Source organism: Neptuniibacter marinus, assembly GCF_965223595.1.
GTDB lineage: Bacteria > Pseudomonadota > Gammaproteobacteria > Pseudomonadales > Balneatricaceae > Neptuniibacter > Neptuniibacter marinus.
Genome location: NZ_OZ245004.1, coordinates 2531508 through 2550662 on the forward strand (window position 1 = coordinate 2531508; position 19155 = coordinate 2550662).

The window sequence follows — 19155 nt, forward strand, 5'->3', positions numbered from 1 at the left end:
TAAGATCACAGATCACAAATAACAAATAACAAACAACAAACAACCCGACTCAAATCCTCTGTTGGGGTATTAAGTTACACAAGGAAAAACTGGCTTTTGCGTTATAATCAATTACAGACAAACAGAGTATTTAAAACGGCCCTCGTTTATGTAAGGATAGCCTGACAGTTTTGTATTTTTCTCCAAGGAAGAGAAAACCCCAGCTAAGGAAAGCTTATGATATTCAAACACCTACGTCCCCTTCATCCACTCGTTTCATGTAGATATATGACAACTTGTCGTGTTTAAACGCGACAATCTGTCATATATTTAGCTGTTATACGCTCAATTTAATCTACTAGCATTTCCACAGAACTGGAAAAGGAAATCATGCAACACATAAAACAACTCAAGCTCATTAACTATAAAAGATTCAAAGAATTTGAAGTCGAATTTGATTCGAAGATTAATACTATCATTGGAGATAATGAAGCCGGTAAGAGCTCAATATTACAAGCAATCGAACTGCTTTCCAGCGGAAGCAGGCATAAAGTTGAAACTACAGGTATTGAGTCAATTCTTAATAAAGAATCGATAACTGAGTTTTTAGCGGGTAAAAAGACGTTTGGTAACTTACCTGAAGTTCATGTCGAAGCTTATTTGAGTGATGAAACAAATCCCGATCTTTTCGGAAAGCACAATTCGAAAAATATCAATGCTAGCGGGCTGCATATGATTTGTCTTCCCAATGAAGAATTAATCAATGAAATCAATCAAGTCTTGGCATTAGATAACGGAAATTTTCCATTTGAATTTTATGTTGTTAAATTCATTACTTTTAATGGTGAGGCATATTCCGGTTATCGCCGATTTCTCAAGTGTTTAACAATAGATAGCTCAAAAATTAATAGCGAGCATGCAAACAACGAATACATAAGAACAGTTTATGATTCCACTGTAGAGCATGCAAATAGAGTAAGCCTGAGCAACGAATATAGATTACAAAAAATACAATTCAAAGAGAATAAACTCAGAGATATCAATGCTGGGTTAGGCTGTTACGAGCTGGCCATACGCTCAGGGTCAAAATACAATCTGGAAGCTGACATCACTCTGACTCAAGGTGATATTCCGATAGATGCTAGAGGGCAAGGGCAGCAGTGCTTCATAAAAACTGAGTTCGCTCTGAATCGTAACGCTGAGAATAATACATTAGATACCCTCCTTTTAGAGGAACCTGAAAATCATCTAAGCCACAGCAACATGAAAAGGCTTATTTCTAAAATATCAGAGTCCCATCAAAATCAAATAATTATCGCAACTCACAGTAGTTTAATAAGCACTCGATTAGATTTAAGAAAGTCCATACTTCTAAATAGCAACAGTGATAAGCCGCTTAAGCTAAATGATCTATCATCCTCAACTTCAAAATTTTTCATGAAAGCTCCAGACAATAATATTCTAGAGTTCGTGCTATCAAGAAAAGTTATTCTTGTTGAAGGGGATGCAGAGTATATGTTGTTTGACACACTATACAAAAGGTCAACGGGAAGGACTTTTGAAGAAGATGAAGTGCATGTTATTTCTGTGGGTGGAACCAGCTTTAAACGCTACATGGAACTAGCAAAAACTCTTAATATTAGAGCGGCGATAATTCGCGATAATGATGGAGATTACCAAGGAACTTGTATAGATAACTATGTCGACCATACGGCAGACAATATCAGGGTGTTTTCGGATGCGGATGATAATAATTACACCTTTGAGGTCTGCCTTTATAGTAAAAATAAAGCAATATGCGATGCATTGTTTTCTGGGGGTAATATACAAAAAGAGCCTCTCGATTTCATGCTAAGTAATAAGGCAGAAAGTTCACTTAGACTTGTGGAAAATCATGCAGAAGACTTGGATTCTCCGGAATATATTCAGCAGGCGATACAATGGATAAACGAGTAGTATTTGCCGTTGCAGGATCAGGGAAGACATCGAGCATCATTGATTCACTTAATGCTGATAGTCGGTGCTTGATCGTTACTTATACCGAAAACAATACTCGCCACCTAAAAAATAGAGTGATTGATAAATTTGGAGAGATTCCTGTCGGAATTCGGATATATAGCTACTTTACATTTTTATACTCATTTTGTTTTAGACCTATTTGCGGATATGAGCTAAAAACCAAGGGGATTAACTTCAATTTCCCCTTACCTCAATACGCACAACGCGCTAAAAAGGATACGAGAGAGCATTATATTGATAAGAGTGAGCGGCTGTACGCAAACCGTATAGCTAAACTACTAATTGAATTTAATGTTGTTCCTGATTTAATAAAAAGAATTGAAAAGTTCTATGACTCGGTATTTATTGACGAAGTGCAAGATTTCGCTGCAAACGATTTCAATCTAATTTGCGCCTTAGCAAAAGCAAATGTAGAAATGCGATTGGTAGGAGATTTTTATCAGCATACTTTCGACACCAGTCGTGATGGAAATACTCAGAAATCATTGCATGAATCTTTTGATAAATACTGCGATAAACTAAAAAAGGCAGGCTTTGAGATAGATTTAACATCGCTATCAAACAGTTATCGCTGTAGCCCTAGTGTTTGTGCTTTTGTATCTGAAAATGTAGGGATCAAGATTTTATCTCATCGAGAAGATGAGGTCGTGGTAGGATATATTGACAATGTTGGTGAGATTGATTCAATTTTCAATGACAACTCCGTTGTTAAGCTCTTTTATCAAAAAAGTGATAGGTATGCAGGAAACACTGCTAACTGGGGAAATACAAAAGGGTTAGATCACTTCCAAGATGTATGTGTCGTGCTAAATCCGACAACCCTAAAAGCTTTTGATAATGCCAATCTAGATCAGCTTAATCCAACTACAAAGAACAAGCTTTATGTGGCTTGCACCAGAGCTAAAGGAAATTTGTATTTTGTTCCTGAAAAATCATTAAAGAAGTATCAGGTGTTGTGATTGAGCCATGCTTACGAAAGCGTATAATCGGGTAGCCGAGGGTCTCTAACCCTCAGCCCCCCACAACACCCTGCATGCGGATCCGCACAGGGCGTTTCACTGAGAATAGTGAAGCTTGATCCATCCATCGCGCAATTCATAAAGCCCCTGAGATTTTAAGTAAGCATTGGATAATGCCTGATTAATCCCCGGTGTTTTAGAGCTTCGCCATGGGCCTTTACTGGTAATGCCACACGCAACAGCCGCCTGTACGTGGACGCCTCGACTCATCAGGTTCCTTACCTTGGTGCGTGGCTTTCGCCACTGCCGCCAGTAAGCCATCCTTATTCTGCGCCGAATCCAATGATCTAGATCGACGCAGAGTTGGTAGCAATTGGCGATGCCAAAATAGTTAATCCAGCCACGTATAAATTGGCTGGTTTTGAAGAGCTGATATTTCATCGGCACCCCCCAGTTACGATTCGTTAACATGCGTATCCGCTGCTTAAATTTCAGTAGCGTTTTCTCATGCCATTGAATACGACCAGCCTTGAAGGTAAACCCCAAGAACTTACTCTCACTGGTTTTAACGACGCGACTTTTATCGGTATTGACGACCAGCTTCAAGCGGTTTTGCAAGTACTGACTGATACTGCGTAGTACGCGTTCACCTGCTTGCTGACTCTTTACCACTATCGTAAAGTCGTCGGCATAGCGGGCAAACTTATGGCCACGTTTCTCAAGTTCTTTGTCCAGAGGATCGAGCATGATGTTCGCTAGTAGCGGCGATAGTGGCCCGCCTTGCGGTACACCTTCTCGGCTCACACCATAGAACTGGTTGTCGACAAACCCAGCTCGCAGGTATTGTTTAATCAATCGTAGAAGACGTTTGTCCTTCACCTTGTCACCAAGGCGCGTCATCAGCAGATCGTGATTAACTCGGTCAAAGAACTTAGACAGATCGACATCGACCGCGAAGCGGCGACCTTCCTTGATGATGTCTCGCACCTGCTTTACCGCCTGTTGCCCATTTCGATTTGGCCGGAATCCAAAACTATTGTTTGAGAAATCGGGATCAAAAATAGGCGTAAGGACTTGGGCAATCGCTTGCTGAATCACTCGATCACAGACGGTTGGAATCCCCAGTTGGCGAGTACCACCATCGGGTTTATCGATTTCAACGCGTCTGACCGGTGAGGGCGTATATCGACCTGTTGCCAGTTCGGTAGTGACCTTCGTCCAGTGTCCTGCTCTTGCCCATACGGGAAATTCGTTGATGGTCATGCCATCCACTCCTGCAGCCCCTTTATTGGCTTGAACGCGTTTCCATGCCGCTGAGAGGTTATCCCGTTGCAGCACACGCTCAAATAGATCGTTACTAAAGGCTGGCTTCAGATCACTACGCTGAATCACGTCATCGCCTGACGGCGTTCGTGCGTTCAAGTGTGACAAGGCTCCTCCTTTATTCTTAATGTTCAGGCCTTCACCATGTATCAGCCATTACGCTGACCGTTGGGCTACTATGCCGTCTGCTGACTTCTGCTTAATCACTGGCAAAGTTACCTCTGCCAGCGCTATCGGTTTGTATCTAGTTCGCTCTCCACTGGCGATACATTCAGCGGAGCCAAGGCACTTATTGACCAGAGCCTTACTGGTGGTTTACCGATCGCTTGTTAAGCAGATCTCCCCAGATAAGAGCATGAACTGTCCCTGCGCAACTGCATCATTTACGGTGGCCGTTAGATCACACGGCTTCGTTGTCTTGTGCCAACTCGCCTCCAGCCTACGCCTCATATAATGTTCTTGTTCATCAGCTCGCAGTTTTGCGTCAGGCTTCCTTTAGACCGTCCCTCGCAGGTTGGCCCTTGCCATTCGCTAGTAGTTATCATCTAATAAACGATATAAATCGCTATGGATGGTGACCTTCCTACAGAGGACTTTCACCTCATTAGTTCATACCCATGCTGGGCGTACACACATGTTGTCGGACTGGTCTTCCGCTGCGCTCCAAACCAGCCGCAAATGCGGACGTTAGGCTCCTATGCCTTTACGCAGCTTTCATCAATTAAATCTCAATAAATGAATTGTCATTGAGTTGTTAAAAGGATAACGAAATGTTTAGCCATGTTATGATCGGAACCGATGATATAGAAGGTTCAGAACGTTTTTATAACTCTGTATTAGCTGTGCTAGGTATCAACGAGCCAGTACATAATGTAAATGACACTGGCCAGAAACGACTGTTCTATGTTCATAATGGGTCAGTGTTTTGTGTTACTGAGCCTATAAATGGTGAACCCGCATGTGCAGCTAATGGTTCAACTATTGGCTTTGCTTGTGACTCACCAGAGCAAGTAAAAGAATTTCATTCTGTTGCCATAGCAAACGGCGCTACTAGTATTGAAGCTCCTCCAGGCTTACGTGATAATTCGACTGGCAAAAAGCACCTGTGCTATTTCTTGGATCTCGATGGTCATAAAATTTGTGGAATGTACCGCTGCGACTAAGGAGAACCTATCCGTTTTATCGGGGCAAGATCAAGCGCGCTTTGTCCACTAAAGCGCACTATCGAGAGCATCCTATGAGAATAAGATTATTCAGTTTGATTTTGTGTTTATGGAGTACTTTTTCAATGGCTGAGGAATGTGTTGTCTTACTTCATGGGATGGCTCGTTCCGATAGTTCTATGAATAAAATGGAAGCAAAACTTGAAAAGTCGGGTTATGCCGTAGTGAACTTTGACTACCCTTCAACCAAACATGATATTGAGAGTATAGCCAAAAATTATATTCCTAATGCTGTCGCTCAATGTAAACCTAACCTAACCATAAATTTTGTTACTCACTCTTTGGGTGGGATTGTTTTACGTCAATATTTAAGTGATAACAAACTAGACCGCTTAGGTCGTGTGGTAATGCTAGGCCCACCGAATAAAGGAAGTGAGGCTGTTGATAAATTAAAAAACGTTCCTGGATTTGAATTTATTAATGGCCCTGCAGGTTTAGAATTAGGCACAGATAAAACAAGTGTTCCAAATTCACTTGGAGCAGTGACCTATCAAGTAGGCGTAATAGCGGGCAGTTCAACTATTAATCCAATACTTTCTCAAATGCTTCCAAACCCTGACGATGGCAAAGTGTCTGTCGAAAACACAAAAGTAGAAGGGATGACTGACCACATCATGATGTCCGTTTCTCACCCCTTTCTTATGCGAGATGATGCGGTGATTCAACAGGTAAAAATCTTCCTGAAAAAGGGAAAGTTTCAGCATCATAGGGTTTCGCTCTAACAGCGCGTTAAACGAGCACAGCATGTGTTCATGCTGAAGGCTTATAAAAGTGGCCATTACACGATGAAGAAGATAGGCGATTATGTTGAGGTTAGTTATTCGCCAGTGAGTCGATGAATAACGGGTACTGCACAATGCCAGGCCTGACTCTTACGTTCTTTACACACTCAAAAGATAAGGAGTATTTTTTTGAGATTTATATTCGTAGATGCTGAAAATATTGGCTTGAAAGGCGTTGAAGCGATTGACGCTTCTATTTCAGATAAGGTTATTGTTTTCTCAAAAAACGAAGCGGTAAAAGAGGCTTGCGAAAGAAAACTATTTCTCTACGTATCAAGCTACCCCAGCGGGCCGAACCAAGCCGACTTCTACGTTATAGGAAACTTAATCGGAATTATTGCATCATTATCTGAAGTACAACGAAGTGCTTGTCAGTTTATTCTTTATACGCAAGATAATGCGCTAACCACAGCGTTCTCATTCCAGTGCAAACTTCATAAGGTAAATTCTAAAATTGCGCTAAAGCCTAAATCAGACGTTCAGCAGAAACGGATCGTAGAACCAAAGAAACTGCTACAAAGTTTGGAGCAAATGATCTACGACCAACTCAAGACGGCTCAAACGACCGAGGCTGTGCGAAAAAAACTGAAACAGCCAAAACCTGAATTTACTAAAGCGTTAAATCAATTAATTCGAGCAGAAAAAATTCGCCGTGTATCTAAAAATAAAAAAACATGGATTCGAGCATAAGCATCAATAGGAATAACCGGCTCAGATTCCTTGCTGAAAGCGATTTTCAGTAGTGAAGCCCTCTCACTAAAAAGTCTTTCTGAGCCCGTCATTTTTAGGCTAAAAGCTCTCGCCTAATAATCTCTGTACCTGCTTTTAACGCTTCGAGTTTGGCACTGGCAACTTGACGAGATAAAGGTGCCATGCCGCAGTTGGTACATGGATAAAGCTTATCAGCATCGACAAATTCAAGCGCCTTTCTCAAGGTATGGGCGACCTCCTCGGCTGTCTCAATTTTGTCGGTTGCTACGTCAATCGCCCCTACCATGACTTTTTTACCGCGAATCAATTCAAGCAACTCCATAGGTACATGGGAGTTGTGACATTCTAATGAGATAATATCGATATTCGACTTTTGCAGTTTAGGGAACACGGCTTCATATTGTCGCCACTCCGACCCTAATGTCTTTTTCCAATCAGTATTGGCTTTAATGCCGTAGCCATAGCAGATATGTACAGCGGTTTGACAGCTAAGTCCTTCAATCGCTCGCTCTAAGCACGCAATCCCCCAGTCATTTACATCATCAAAAAAAACATTAAATGCCGGTTCATCAAATTGGATGATATCAACGCCCGCCGCTTCTAACTCTTTCGCTTCTTGATTGAGAATTTTGGCAAACTCCCACGCGAGCTTTTCACGGCTCTTATAATGATCATCATAGAGCGTGTCGATCATCGTCATGGGGCCTGGTAGCGCCCATTTAATCGGTTGTTTGGTTTGTTGGCGTAGAAATTTAGCATCGTCAACAAACACAGGTTTCTGGCGGGAAACGGGGCCAACAACTGTGGGGACGCTCGCGTCATAGCGATCACGAATTTTAACTGTCTTACGTTTCTCAAAATCAACACCATCGAGGTGTTCAATAAAAGTCGTCACAAAATGTTGCCGCGTTTGCTCGCCATCACTGACAATATCAATACCGGCATGTTGCTGTTCGTGTAATGACACACGTAGCGCATCCTGTTTGCCGTCAATTAACGCCTCTCCTTGCAACTTCCAAGGTGACCAAAGCGTCTCAGGTTCTGCAAGCCACGAGGGTTTAGGTAAGCTGCCTGCAGTTGAAGTGGGTAATAATGTTTTCATAATAAGTAATGCCGTCTATTTAGATGAATAATTGGACCTAGAGATTAAGCGTAATGAGCTGACCACTGTTCAAGCAGGGTTTGGTAGGGTTTGATGAAGTGTTTTTCAGCAAACTTCCCTTGTTCATTAGCTAACTGGTTACGCTCTTCTCGGTCATAAATAATTTGGGTGACGGAGTGATCTCGGTTTTTCAGCTTAGGCTGATAACATTGGCCTGCCACAGCATTGGCATTATAAATTTCAGGTCGATATATTTTCTGAAAGGTCTCCATCGTACTAATTGTGCTAATCAGTTCGAGGTTGGTGTAATCATTCAGTAAATCGCCAAGGAAATAAAAAGCCAACGGAGCAACGCTATTTGGCGGCATAAAGTAACGAACCTGTAAGCCCATCTTTTCAAAGTATTGCTCAGTCAAGGATGGCTCATTAGGTTGATACTCAAACCCTAAAACGGGATGCTGATTCTCTTTTCGGTAGTAAGTTTTACTATCAGACACACTGAGGCAAATAACCGGCGGTTTTTTAAAATGCTGTTTGTAAGCTTTAGACTTAACAAAATATTTAAAAAGCTTACCGTGCAGCTCCCCAAAGTTATCTGGGATACTGAATTTAGGCTGATGCTTATTATGATCCAGAAGCAATACACTAAAATCATAATCCCGCACATAAGAAGAAAAATTATTGCCTACAATGCCGTCAATGCGCTCACCGGTTTTATGATCAACAATGTTTGTTTTTAATACTTCAATAGCGGGGAAGGTTTGACCATTGCCTTCGATATCAAGATCTACAGAAATAATTTCTAATTCGACAGAATAACGATCTCCGTTAGGATTATCCCAATGTGCCAACGCATTAAAACGGTTATCAATCATCTTTAGGGTGTTAGACAAGTTTTCTTGACGACGCTCGCCTCTGGCCAAATTCGCAAAGTTAGTCGTGACACGCGTATTGTCTGACGGGCGATAGTTTTTATCGAAGCCAACGCGCTTAATCGTAAAGGTAAAGTCTGTATTCATCGTAATCGCACCCTACTTCCTGATATAAAATCTGAATTTATTCCCTACCATCGCTAGACCGTCTTACTTGTTTTCTGGTTTCCCCTGTTAATCGTCGTCACCATCATTTTGACCTGTGCGACCTCATTAAGAGTCAACTGCAATATTGTCTAAGCTGAATAGCTGAATGTATTTTATACTCGCAATAGAATATGAATAAAAATGGTTTATTTTTGATTTGCATTGAATTTAATTCATACAGATAAGTATGCGAAAATATCAACAGGTAAGGGTTATGCCTATTAGACTGATTCGAATAGATGATCTTATTGTTCATGATGAGCTAATACAGCAAACCGGATCGTTTTTACAGATCCCATATTGACAGCTACAGCCTAGTCAGAAGATAATGCGCTCAGGCTTATTGGACGCCTGCCTCGCAAAAACGACAGTACCAATCATATATATTTCGCAAGCAGCCGCTTGCATATCATCTCAGGTTCATAGCGAGTAGACCGGTTTAAGTAGGCGATATGCATATGACTCATCCTATCTGTGGTCTTAACACACCCGAAAACGAATTACTCAAATCGATATTACGCGTGGCAAAATCCTTACACCGTGCGGCTAAATCGGATTCACGTCCCCACTCTCTTCCTGTTTTACGAAGACTGATTTCCAGCGAAACCTTTCACCAAACTTCATTACCCGAACTATACCGTCGACGAGAGACAATCCAGCGCAAACATATATTGCAAATGTTAGCCCTAGAGGCTGGAAGCCTTAATTGGTCTGAATACAAGAAAAAGATCCAAGCCCAGCCCGAAGAGCAACCGCTTGATTACAGCCTCGCATTAAAACATGCAGGTTATCCCAACATCTGGTTCACATCCTTGCCGGAAGCCGAAACATACGCGGCGGCACAAGGTGGCCAACCTATCCCCGTTGGTAAGCAAGCAGTCGTGATTCCCGCTCAATAATCGACTTTATCGATTAATCCTTTAAACACAACCAATAAACTCGCTCGCTAGCCCGCTTACAAAGGTGATAGCGAGCAACACTCATCTATAAGGTGCTCGCTACGCAGATCTGGTATATTGCCTTGCAAATACCCTAATCACTGTGAAGGTCGATTTTGTTTATGCAACGCATATCTCTAAAACTGTTACTTAGTTCTTTGTCGCTTATCTTATTAATCGCTTTTTCTGGATATAGCAGCGCAGGTGAGCCCCTGAATTTAAAGAAAACGATGAAACAGATGCGGCTGCATTATAAAAATGCACTGGATACTGATTCTGCCCAAAGCTTTAATCAAAATATTGGCGAGTTCAAAAAATATCTCAAAAGTGCGCAAACCTATGATTTTTCGCCTGAACGCAAAGTAATTTCGCTGGAAGGTTTAAATAAAGTCGAGCGTTTTGTTGAGGCTATCCCACCAGCTACAGCTGACAACCTAAGCGCAGTTCAGCAGCAACTCAGCACTGTCGATCAGTTACGTACGGAGTACCATAAAAAAGCTAAACCGAGCATCTGGGAGATGCTCCTCAACTTTTTGAAGTAAAAAAGGAACCTGACTCAATGGTCCACAGTTGACAGGATTGTACTCTTCTAGCAAGATAAGTTGTATGAATCTAAATCTTACGCACAAAGCATCTCGAATTATCATCATTCCATAGGAATGGTGGGAGTTGTGATGCATCTGCAATTTATTAAACCCACCCATGAAAGGTGGGTTTTCTGTTTCTGCCTCATGGGAATAAATTATCTAAAGAGGCCTTATGAAAAAAATAGCAGTTTTTGGTAAGCCCGGAAGCGGAAAATCTACTTTAAGTAAAGCACTAGCATCAGCAACAGGTATACAGTTACATCAGCTAGATTCAATCCTGTACAAAAAGAATGGGGAGCTGGTAGATCGCAACTCATTCGATGAAGCACATGAGCTTATCTTAGCGTCTGATAGCTGGATCATTGATGGATTTGGACCAATAAGCTCATTTCACCAGCGTTTAGACGCAGCAGACACATTGATCTACGTTGATCTGCCCTACATAACAAGCTATTGGTTTGTGACTAAGCGACTTCTAAAAGGGCTTATCGTAAAACCTGAAGGATGGCCTGATGGTAGTTCCGTACTTAAAGGCACTATTGAGAGCTATAAAGTTTTACGACTATGCCCAAAATTTTGGAATGAAGACTTCATTGCAAGATTAGAAAAATTGTCAGATCGAAAGTCATTATATATAGTTAAGTCGGTCTCTGAACTGAATAACTTTGCATACAAAAATGTCAAATAGATGCATATAACGATTCAAGGTAGCGATAAATATTTTGCTTTGCTTCGCGCAAAACATTTACCTGTTTGGGCCACTAACTAAATAAATAAAAGAAACCAAAGCTAATTATGAAAAAACTATTAACACTCTCAGGCATTATTCTTTCCATGCTTCTTCCCAGCGTCGCTTATGCACACCAAGCAAGTGGTGGAGGCTTTTTAGCGGGGTTATCTCACCCTGTCCTTGGGTTTGATCATCTACTAGCTATGCTAAGTGTAGGTATCCTGAGCGCCCAAATGGGCGGACGAGCCCTATGGTTAGTACCCACAACTTTTGTATCCATAATGTTAGTGGGCGGTATCCTAGGATTAAATGGTTTTGCCTTAATTTCTGTTGAAACAGGCATCTCAATTTCCGTGCTTGTTTTAGGTATATCACTTACAATTGAGAAAAAAATCGCACCTATTTTAGCCATGTGTTTTGTTGGTTTTTTTGCCATTTTTCATGGCTACGCACACGGCATTGAGATGCCTAACTTAGCAAGTCCGATCTACTATGCGCTTGGCTTTATTGTGGGTACAGCGAGTATTCATGTTATAGGTGTATTAATAGGTACCATTGCAGTAAAGCTTGCAAATGGAGCGCAGCTCTTAAGATACCTAGGTGCAGGCATTGCGGGTATAGGTTTCCATTTAGTCATCATGTAAAAGCCTAACAATGAGCTTGATATGACGTCGTAATAATGGCCGTTTTTTCTACCCTGTACGGCCCAAAACTGCCATTATTACTTCACCTATTAGGGAATAGCTAAACTAGACATTTCTTAATGCTACTGGCACTAACAGCCACTTTTTTAAGCAGAGCTAGTCTATACCCCACTATTTTTACTGGCGATCTTCCTATAGGATCGCCCCTATGATTTTACTGATTAAATGCCCTCAAGATGGGACTGCCATGCAGTAAGCTTAATCACCCTCTATTCTTCTTTTATAAGATAAAAACTAATGACTGATATAACGGTAGCAACACACAGCGGTAACTTTCATGCAGATGACGTTTTCAGTATCGCTGCCCTTAAGAACATTTTCCCGTCGTTAACACTGATACGCACACGGGATTTGGCGTTGATCGCTCAAGCTGACCTTGCGATTGATGTGGGGGGTGAATATGACCCAAACACAGGCCGTTTTGATCATCATCAGCGAGGCGGCGCAGGTGCACGTGATAATGGTATTCCCTACTCTTCATTTGGGTTGATTTGGCAGAAATATGGTTTAGAGATATGTAAAGGGAACCAAGAAGTTGCTGACTCTGTCGATGCAGGTTTAGTATCAACTATTGACGCGATCGATTGCGGCCATGTAGAGGGCGTTGCGACAGGTATTAGCCTTAGCCAAACAATCTCTATGTTTAACCCTACATGGCAAGAAGACAGCCACTTTGATAGCTGCTTTGATGAAGCGGTTGATTTTGCATCACGTGTTTTAACACGCTTTATTGCAACGACTAACGGTGGTATTAGCGCTAAGTCAATTGTGGCTGAAGCGATTGAGAATGCAGAAGATCCAAGAGTGATCGTATTAGAAAAATACACACCATGGAAAAGAACAGTACACGCCTTATCTAAAGAGGCGTTATATATGGTCTATCCATCAGATTCTGGTCAATGGAGAATTCAAACTGTCCCTGCTGAACTAGGTTCATTTGAAGATAGAAAGTCACTCCCTAAACCTTGGGCGGGCTTATCTGACAAGGCACTTCAAGATGTAACCGGTATTGATGATGCTATGTTTTGTCATAATGGACTATTTGTTGCTGGTGCAAAATCATTTGAAAGTGCAATGAAGATGGCTTCTATGGCGCTTGAGGACGCTTAAAAAAACTCTAAATACTAACAAATCGTCTCTGCGGATGTTTATAAAAGGGTAAGTCTCCTCCTTTTATAAACTTTTGCTTAGTGGAATTCACTAAGTAAGGCTATGAAGAACAATCTCCCCCTCGCTCACTCGCTTTTCCATTATCCGCATAGATCGATTGTGTTGATAGGATATCTTGCAGATCAGCTTGACCATCCATAAACGATGAACAGTAGCGCCCGAAAAATAAAGTTATCAACACCGTTACAATAAACACTAACAAACTAATACGCATATTCATATCCACTGGCTATCTTATCCTTTGAGTACAAGATGAGGTAAAAATTCAATCTTTATTCCTTAGCTAAAAAGCACCTTGTGATATGATGCGCACAAGATCAGCTTGCATAGATGAAAGAGATTATGAAAAACAACTTTTACTACGATTTAGAGTCCTTAAAAATAGGCGCTCAAACAGATCTAACCTCAGCCTTAGATAATTTACGTTTTAATGAGGACGGCTTAATTCCAGCTATCGCTCAGCAAAATGAAACAGGTGAAGTCTTAATGATGGCGTGGATGAACCGCGCATCCATTGAAGAAACACTAAAGACAGGCCATGTATGCTACTGGTCACGTTCACGTCAAGCATTCTGGCGTAAAGGTGAAAGTTCTGGAAACGTACAAAACCTAGTTGAGATGCGCATTGATTGCGATGGCGATACCTTACTTTGTCTAGTCGATCAGTCAGGACCGGCCTGCCATACTGAACGTCCAAACTGTTTTTATCATGCCGTCAAAGGCGACAAAATAGAGATTATCGCCGAGCCTTGTTGCGCAGAATAAGTTTTTTGTGATCTATAAAGATAAAAAAACCACGCAATAGCGTGGTTTTTTATAGGTAAATTTTTAGCTATTAGAACGATTTTTCTGTGCTTCACGGTAAGCTTCTTTAGCTTCTCGGTGGGCTTTAACCGCATCCTGAACTTCCCCCCCTAAATGGGCTTCGCCACGGGCATTCGCTAACTGAACTTGGTGTTCACGCTCCCTGAAACGGCTTTTCTGCTCATCAGTCATGGTTTCTATACAATGAAGACAGCTGACACCACGTTCGTAACTATCTAACTGCTTTTCTTCCTCAGTAATCGGCATACGGCACGCGTGACACTGATCATAATCTCCAACTTCAAGACCATGCTTAACAGAAACTCGTCCATCAAAAACAAAGCAGTCCCCTTTCCACATAGATTCCGCTTCAGGCACCTCTTCAAGGTATTTTAAAATCCCCCCTTCAAGATGGTAAACCTCATCAAAGCCCTGTTCTTTTAAGTAGGCTGTGGACTTTTCACAACGGATACCACCCGTGCAAAACATCGCCACCTTTTTATTCTTTTCAGGATCTAAATTATTAGAAACATACTCAGGAAACTCACGGAAGGTTTTTGTCTCAGGATCTAAAGCGTTTTCAAAAGTGCCAATCGCCACTTCGTAATCATTACGTGTATCAACTAATACAACATCAGGATCAGAGATTAACGCATTCCAATCTTTCGGCTTCACATAGGTACCTACCACACGCTTAGGGTCGATACCTTCAACCCCCATGGTTACAATCTCTTTCTTTAACTTAACCTTGGTCCGCATAAACGGGTTAGTGGTATCAAATGATTCTTTATACCCTACATCCGATAAGCGCTCATCTTGGCGTAACCAATTAAGTACTTGGTCAATTCCCTGACGAGTACCGGCAATCGTACCATTAATACCTTCGGCGGCGAGTAGCAAGGTACCCTTTACGTCCGCCTCGAGCATGCAATCATGCAGGGGCTGACGTAAAGATTCATAATTTTCTAGGGTGACAAACTTATACAACGCACAAACAACAATATTGTTGCCCTGCTGATCTTGATTAGACATATAAACTCCGCTAATTGGGGCGTAATCCCAACGCAAAATAGAGGCAGCCCTTCGGGCCACGTAGCAAACGAGATGTAGGAACACCTACCTGAATACCGAGAAAATGACTCAGAAAGCGGATTTTAAAGCATTCGTAAAGGAAGCGCACATACTATCTATGGAAGATTTTTTCGGCCAGACACTCGTTCCGAGCATAAAGGCTGGCCTCCTACATGCACGCCTAGTGTAGGAGCCCACCCCGTGAGCGAAAGAATTACATGCAGGAATAAGAAAAAAGCACCCGAATAAATTACACCTCCAAACCCAATCAAAACACCGTTCTTCGGCCAGTGGCAGGCCTCCTACATGCACGTCCAGTGTAGGAACCCACCCTGTGAGCGAAAGAAATACGTGCAGAAATCCACAAAAAGCACCTGAATAAATTACGCACTTAACCCGATACCACATAACCCTTCGGCCAGACACTCGTTCCGAGCATAAAGGCTGGCCTCCTACATGCTCGCCCAGTGTAGGAGCTCACCCTGTGAGCGAAAGAATTACGCAGCCATCCCACAAAAAAATAATCCCATATAGGAGCCCACCCTGTGGGCGAATGAATTACATGCAGGAATAAGAAAAAAGCACCCGAATAAATTACACCTCCAAGCCCAATCAAAACACCGTTCTTCGGCCAGTGGCAGGCCTTCTACAAGAGAATACTCTAGCTAAGAATATCTTTAGCGAATGCTTCTTTACGTATTCTATTAATATAGGCTAATAGATTTGCATGCTCAGCTACGCGGGGCTTACCTACATCCGCTTTTTCGATATAGTCGATAATTGGAATCAAAATCAAATCGGCTGCCGTTAGATCATCACCACAAAGATAAGGCTGCTCGGCTAACTGTTCAGCAACAATCGCCAAAGCGCTTTCAACCTTAGGCAGTGCCGCTTCTACTTTATCCATACGGACTGAACCATTTTCACCTTTAGGAAAAATAAACTCCACAAGCACTTTACGAACAATATAAAAATCCACATAAATACCACTAATACCACTCCACTGCTCAACCTGTGCTTGGGCAAAAGCATCTGTTGGATAAAGGGGTGTACCACCGTATGCATTCTCTAAGTAATGCAAAATCGCGACAGTCTCAGCAATTGGGCCTTGTTCCGTTAATAAAACAGGAAATTTAGTGTAAGGGTGAATCGCTTTATGACCCGCGGTATGAAAGCCAACCTCTTCACCATTAACCTCTATCGTAACTTCATAAGCGAGTCCTTTAAATTCGCATGCCATCATGACACTACGTACAAATGTGCTAAAAGAGGGGCCGTAAATTTTAATAGGTGCAGTCATAACTGTACTCCAGTTTTATGAATAATGAGGTACCACTGTAGTAACTAGCACAATATGTTCAAGAACATATTTTAAACCTATGCCATACTCATTTAACGCAAGCGAGGAGGGATAGCTAATGGGTTGGACAACAGAACAAAAAAACACAAGCCGCGAAAAGATCATTAACAGCGCTGCACAACTTTTTACCAAAAATGGTTTTGATAACGTGGCCATTAACGATGTGATGAAACATGCGGGCCTCACGCGAGGCGCATTTTACAACCACTTTACGTCTAAAAGTGAGCTCTATGCCGAAGCTATTTTAACGGCTGCCAAACTTGCTAAAAGTTACACTTTAGAGCAATCAGGCTTTAAGCTAGCTGATATTATTCAAACCTATTTAAGCGATAAACATCGACAAGGCGAGTTCTCCTGTCCCCTTGCGTTTTTAACCACCGATATCCATCAACGTGATGACAACGTACGGTCGACCTATACCCGCGTGCTGAAAGGTTTTATTAATAACATTCATGAATTGAATAACGCGGAAAAAGCCCTGAGCGAAAAAGAAGCGATGAAAAAAGCGGTACTGATGATTGGAGGCTTAGCCATTGCACGTGCAGTTAACGAGGATGATTTTGCCGAACGCCTGCTCACTGCCTGCCGTGAGGGCGTTAATGCTTAACTGTTCAATCGGAGCTAGCCTGATAGGTGCATAAAAAAACGGCCTCTTAAAGAGACCGTTTTTTATCGTGTACCCAACCTTAGAGCAAGTGTTTTACTTACCCCAAGAATCTCGTAAGGTCACAGTGCGGTTAAAGACTAATTTGTCGGCGGTCGAATCAGCATCAACACAGAAATAACCAGTCCGTTCAAATTGGTAGCGACTTTCAACTGCCGCATCCGCTAAACCACTCTCGCAGCGCCCGCCGGTTACTACCACGAGTGACTCTGGATTGATAAATTCATTAAAGTCACGCTCTTTATCAGCTTCTGGATTTTCCACTGTAAACAAACGATCATATTCGCGTACTTCACATGGGACAGAGTTATCAGCTGACACCCAATGGATAACCCCTTTAGGTTTATAACCTTCTGGATTAGCGCCCTTAGTCGCAGGGTCGTATGAGCATTTCAGCTCTACTACATTACCCTCTGCATCTTTAATCACTTCATCACAAGTGATTACGTATGCACCACGTAAACGAACGGCTACACCTTGAGTTAAACGTTTCCACTTACGTGGTGGCACTTCGGCAAAGTCATCCTGCTCTATCAGCAGATTACGTGTAAATGGAACTTTGCGCATACCCATCGTTTCATCTTTAGGATGTTTAGGTAGCTCAAACCACTCCTCCAACGCCTCATCATAATTAGTGATCGTGACTTTTAATGGACGCACAACACACATAGCCCGAGGTGCATTTTTATCCAGATCCTCGCGCACTGCAGCTTCAAGCATGCCCATATCAACCACGCCATTAGAGCGCGTAACACCGACCATGTCGCAGAAGTTGCGTAAAGATGCGGGGGTATAACCACGACGACGCAAGCCTGAAATTGTCGGCATACGTGGATCATTCCAACCAGTCACCTTATTATCATCCACCAGCTGTTTAAGCTTACGCTTACTGGTAATAGTATAGTTAAGCTCTAAACGGGAAAACTCATACTGTTTAGGAACAACAGGAACCGGTAAGTTATCTAGAAACCATTCGTAAAGTGGGCGATGATCTTCAAACTCTAAGGTACAGATAGAGTGTGTCACACCTTCAATCGCATCAGACTGGCCATGGGCAAAATCATAAATAGGATAGATACACCATCTATCCCCAGTTTGATGATGGCTGGTATGAATAATACGGTAGATCATCGGATCACGTAGATTCATATTAGGCGATTGCATATCTATTTTAGCGCGTAGAGAACACGCACCTTCGGCAAACTCACCGTTTTTCATCTTTTCAAACAGCGCCAAATTCTCTTCAACGCTACGGTTACGATAAGGGCTATCTTTACCCGGTGTAGTGAAGTTACCACGATACTCACGCGCTTCATCCGGCCCCAAATCACAGACATAAGCTTTACCTTCTTTAATAAGATAAACAGCCCACGTATAAAGTTGATCGAAGTAATTAGAGGTGTAGCAGATATCACCCTGCCACTTAAAACCAAGCCAAGTCACATCTTCAATAATAGAGTCGATATACTCTTGGCTCTCTTTCTCTGGATTTGTATCATCAAAACGCAGATTACAGCCGCCTTTATATTTTTCGGCTGTTCCAAAATTCAGACAGATAGATTTAGCATGACCAATATGCAAGTAACCATTGGGTTCTGGAGGAAAACGGGTAACCACTTTACCGTCGTTTTTACCTTGCTCCAGATCCTGTTCTATCACTTGATGGATGAAGTTCGTTGGTTTGCTGCTTTCTGTTGTGCTCATAGGTAGCGTCTTAATCCTGGAATAGCATGAATTCTGTATCGCCCTGATATACGAATAAACCTAAAGGCGAGTAAAAAGTTGCCCCATTATAAACGGATGCTCTATACAAATGGCAGAGAACAAACAAACAAATTAATCAATTTTTAGATTATTTGGTTTCTTCCCTTATACAGAAGCAACTATTGCCTTTAGAGTTACTCCTAAAGAACAAACAAAGATGCGTTTCTTTTCGACTTGAGTATAATG

19 protein-coding genes are annotated in these 19155 nt (G+C 42.0%); 12 read left to right on the top strand and 7 right to left on the bottom strand.

Features of this window, described 5'->3' with window-relative positions; translation table 11 throughout:
* The first annotated feature begins 369 nt into the window (after window positions 1-369).
* Together ACOQOE_RS12030 and ACOQOE_RS12035 are read left to right on the top strand one after the other, a co-directional pair.
* Window positions 370-1935 (top strand): ATP-dependent nuclease, encoded by a 1566-nt coding sequence (locus ACOQOE_RS12030; RefSeq protein ID WP_420554102.1) that lies wholly within the window; start codon window positions 370-372, stop codon window positions 1933-1935.
* Window positions 1920-2957: a hypothetical protein gene (locus ACOQOE_RS12035; RefSeq protein ID WP_420554103.1), complete on the top strand. Its 1038-nt coding sequence runs from the start codon at window positions 1920-1922 to the stop codon at window positions 2955-2957. Before ACOQOE_RS12030 ends, ACOQOE_RS12035 begins: the two co-directional genes overlap by 16 nt.
* Before the next feature lie 96 nt (window positions 2958-3053).
* Here the strand turns inward: ACOQOE_RS12035 and ltrA are convergent, their stop codons facing one another.
* Window positions 3054-4388 carry a group II intron reverse transcriptase/maturase gene (ltrA, locus tag ACOQOE_RS12040; protein ID WP_420554104.1) on the bottom strand — a complete coding sequence of 445 codons (1335 nt, stop codon included), beginning with the start codon at window positions 4386-4388 and terminating at the stop codon, window positions 3054-3056.
* Between the two features lie 662 nt (window positions 4389-5050).
* Between ltrA and ACOQOE_RS12045 the strand changes: the two genes are divergently transcribed.
* The 3 genes from ACOQOE_RS12045 to ACOQOE_RS12055 all read left to right on the top strand — a co-directional run bounded on the left by ACOQOE_RS12045 (window position 5051) and on the right by ACOQOE_RS12055 (window position 6975).
* Window positions 5051-5443, top strand: a complete 393-nt coding sequence (locus ACOQOE_RS12045; protein WP_420554105.1) for a VOC family protein — start codon at window positions 5051-5053, stop codon at window positions 5441-5443.
* 125 nt (window positions 5444-5568) lie between these two features.
* Window positions 5569-6225, top strand: coding sequence for an esterase/lipase family protein (locus tag ACOQOE_RS12050; protein WP_420554106.1), 657 nt, complete (start codon window positions 5569-5571; stop codon window positions 6223-6225).
* A 189-nt stretch (window positions 6226-6414) separates the two neighbouring features.
* The gene (locus ACOQOE_RS12055; RefSeq protein WP_420554107.1) at window positions 6415-6975 is read left to right on the top strand and encodes a hypothetical protein; all 561 of its coding nucleotides are present in this window, start codon (window positions 6415-6417) and stop codon (window positions 6973-6975) included.
* Between the two features lie 94 nt (window positions 6976-7069).
* Here the strand turns inward: ACOQOE_RS12055 and ACOQOE_RS12060 are convergent, their stop codons facing one another.
* Together ACOQOE_RS12060 and ACOQOE_RS12065 are read right to left on the bottom strand one after the other, a co-directional pair.
* Window positions 7070-8098, bottom strand: a complete 1029-nt coding sequence (locus tag ACOQOE_RS12060; protein WP_420554108.1) for a methionine synthase — start codon at window positions 8096-8098, stop codon at window positions 7070-7072.
* A 44-nt stretch (window positions 8099-8142) separates the two neighbouring features.
* Window positions 8143-9117, bottom strand: a complete 975-nt coding sequence (locus tag ACOQOE_RS12065) for a DUF1852 domain-containing protein (protein WP_420554109.1) — start codon at window positions 9115-9117, stop codon at window positions 8143-8145.
* Between the two features lie 518 nt (window positions 9118-9635).
* Here ACOQOE_RS12065 and ACOQOE_RS12070 point away from each other — a divergent pair.
* From ACOQOE_RS12070 to ACOQOE_RS12090, 5 genes are all read left to right on the top strand, one after another.
* Window positions 9636-10076, top strand: a complete 441-nt coding sequence (locus ACOQOE_RS12070; RefSeq protein ID WP_420554110.1) for a hypothetical protein — start codon at window positions 9636-9638, stop codon at window positions 10074-10076.
* 161 nt (window positions 10077-10237) lie between these two features.
* Entirely contained in the window at window positions 10238-10657 is a 420-nt protein-coding gene (locus ACOQOE_RS12075; protein WP_420554111.1) for a cytochrome b562, read from the top strand.
* Between the two features lie 217 nt (window positions 10658-10874).
* On the top strand, window positions 10875-11390 hold the full coding sequence (locus ACOQOE_RS12080) for an adenylate kinase (RefSeq protein WP_420554112.1): 516 nt from the start codon (window positions 10875-10877) through the stop codon (window positions 11388-11390).
* 107 nt (window positions 11391-11497) lie between these two features.
* Window positions 11498-12076, top strand: a complete 579-nt coding sequence (locus ACOQOE_RS12085) for a HupE/UreJ family protein (RefSeq protein WP_420554113.1) — start codon at window positions 11498-11500, stop codon at window positions 12074-12076.
* A 297-nt stretch (window positions 12077-12373) separates the two neighbouring features.
* Window positions 12374-13246, top strand: coding sequence for an MYG1 family protein (locus ACOQOE_RS12090; protein ID WP_420554114.1), 873 nt, complete (start codon window positions 12374-12376; stop codon window positions 13244-13246).
* Between the two features lie 100 nt (window positions 13247-13346).
* Here ACOQOE_RS12090 and ACOQOE_RS12095 read toward each other — a convergent pair whose 3' ends face one another.
* On the bottom strand, window positions 13347-13520 hold the full coding sequence (locus ACOQOE_RS12095) for a hypothetical protein (protein ID WP_156473729.1): 174 nt from the start codon (window positions 13518-13520) through the stop codon (window positions 13347-13349).
* Between the two features lie 128 nt (window positions 13521-13648).
* Here ACOQOE_RS12095 and hisI point away from each other — a divergent pair, with 128 nt between their 5' ends.
* Window positions 13649-14071, top strand: coding sequence for a phosphoribosyl-AMP cyclohydrolase (gene hisI / locus ACOQOE_RS12100; protein ID WP_420554115.1), 423 nt, complete (start codon window positions 13649-13651; stop codon window positions 14069-14071).
* 63 nt (window positions 14072-14134) lie between these two features.
* On the opposite strand, the gene ACOQOE_RS12105 is transcribed toward hisI, so the two are convergent.
* On the bottom strand, window positions 14135-15142 hold the full coding sequence (locus tag ACOQOE_RS12105; RefSeq protein ID WP_067869502.1) for a rhodanese-related sulfurtransferase: 1008 nt from the start codon (window positions 15140-15142) through the stop codon (window positions 14135-14137).
* Between the two features lie 700 nt (window positions 15143-15842).
* A complete protein-coding gene (locus ACOQOE_RS12110) occupies window positions 15843-16481 on the bottom strand; it encodes a glutathione S-transferase family protein (protein ID WP_420554116.1) in 639 nt (212 codons plus the stop codon).
* 118 nt (window positions 16482-16599) lie between these two features.
* On the opposite strand from ACOQOE_RS12110, the gene ACOQOE_RS12115 reads away from it, so the two are divergent.
* The gene (locus ACOQOE_RS12115; protein WP_067869495.1) at window positions 16600-17148 is read left to right on the top strand and encodes a TetR/AcrR family transcriptional regulator; all 549 of its coding nucleotides are present in this window, start codon (window positions 16600-16602) and stop codon (window positions 17146-17148) included.
* A gap of 93 nt (window positions 17149-17241) precedes the next feature.
* On the opposite strand, the gene ACOQOE_RS12120 is transcribed toward ACOQOE_RS12115, so the two are convergent.
* Window positions 17242-18909, bottom strand: a complete 1668-nt coding sequence (locus tag ACOQOE_RS12120; protein ID WP_420554117.1) for a glutamine--tRNA ligase/YqeY domain fusion protein — start codon at window positions 18907-18909, stop codon at window positions 17242-17244.
* Window positions 18910-19155 lie beyond the last annotated feature (246 nt).

Coding starts and splice junctions, on each gene's coding strand:
- ACOQOE_RS12030 (WP_420554102.1), top strand. CDS start 370: ATGCAACACATAAAACAACTCAAGCTCATTAACTATAAAAGATTCAAA.
- ACOQOE_RS12035 (WP_420554103.1), top strand. CDS start 1,920: ATGGATAAACGAGTAGTATTTGCCGTTGCAGGATCAGGGAAGACATCG.
- ACOQOE_RS12045 (WP_420554105.1), top strand. CDS start 5,051: ATGTTTAGCCATGTTATGATCGGAACCGATGATATAGAAGGTTCAGAA.
- ACOQOE_RS12050 (WP_420554106.1), top strand. CDS start 5,569: ATGGCTGAGGAATGTGTTGTCTTACTTCATGGGATGGCTCGTTCCGAT.
- ACOQOE_RS12060 (WP_420554108.1), bottom strand. CDS start 8,098: ATGAAAACATTATTACCCACTTCAACTGCAGGCAGCTTACCTAAACCC.
- ACOQOE_RS12065 (WP_420554109.1), bottom strand. CDS start 9,117: ATGAATACAGACTTTACCTTTACGATTAAGCGCGTTGGCTTCGATAAA.
- ACOQOE_RS12070 (WP_420554110.1), top strand. CDS start 9,636: ATGACTCATCCTATCTGTGGTCTTAACACACCCGAAAACGAATTACTC.
- ACOQOE_RS12075 (WP_420554111.1), top strand. CDS start 10,238: ATGCAACGCATATCTCTAAAACTGTTACTTAGTTCTTTGTCGCTTATC.
- ACOQOE_RS12080 (WP_420554112.1), top strand. CDS start 10,875: ATGAAAAAAATAGCAGTTTTTGGTAAGCCCGGAAGCGGAAAATCTACT.
- ACOQOE_RS12085 (WP_420554113.1), top strand. CDS start 11,498: ATGAAAAAACTATTAACACTCTCAGGCATTATTCTTTCCATGCTTCTT.
- ACOQOE_RS12090 (WP_420554114.1), top strand. CDS start 12,374: ATGACTGATATAACGGTAGCAACACACAGCGGTAACTTTCATGCAGAT.
- ACOQOE_RS12095 (WP_156473729.1), bottom strand. CDS start 13,520: ATGCGTATTAGTTTGTTAGTGTTTATTGTAACGGTGTTGATAACTTTA.
- hisI (WP_420554115.1), top strand. CDS start 13,649: ATGAAAAACAACTTTTACTACGATTTAGAGTCCTTAAAAATAGGCGCT.
- ACOQOE_RS12105 (WP_067869502.1), bottom strand. CDS start 15,142: ATGTCTAATCAAGATCAGCAGGGCAACAATATTGTTGTTTGTGCGTTG.
- ACOQOE_RS12110 (WP_420554116.1), bottom strand. CDS start 16,481: ATGACTGCACCTATTAAAATTTACGGCCCCTCTTTTAGCACATTTGTA.
- ACOQOE_RS12115 (WP_067869495.1), top strand. CDS start 16,600: ATGGGTTGGACAACAGAACAAAAAAACACAAGCCGCGAAAAGATCATT.
- ACOQOE_RS12120 (WP_420554117.1), bottom strand. CDS start 18,909: ATGAGCACAACAGAAAGCAGCAAACCAACGAACTTCATCCATCAAGTG.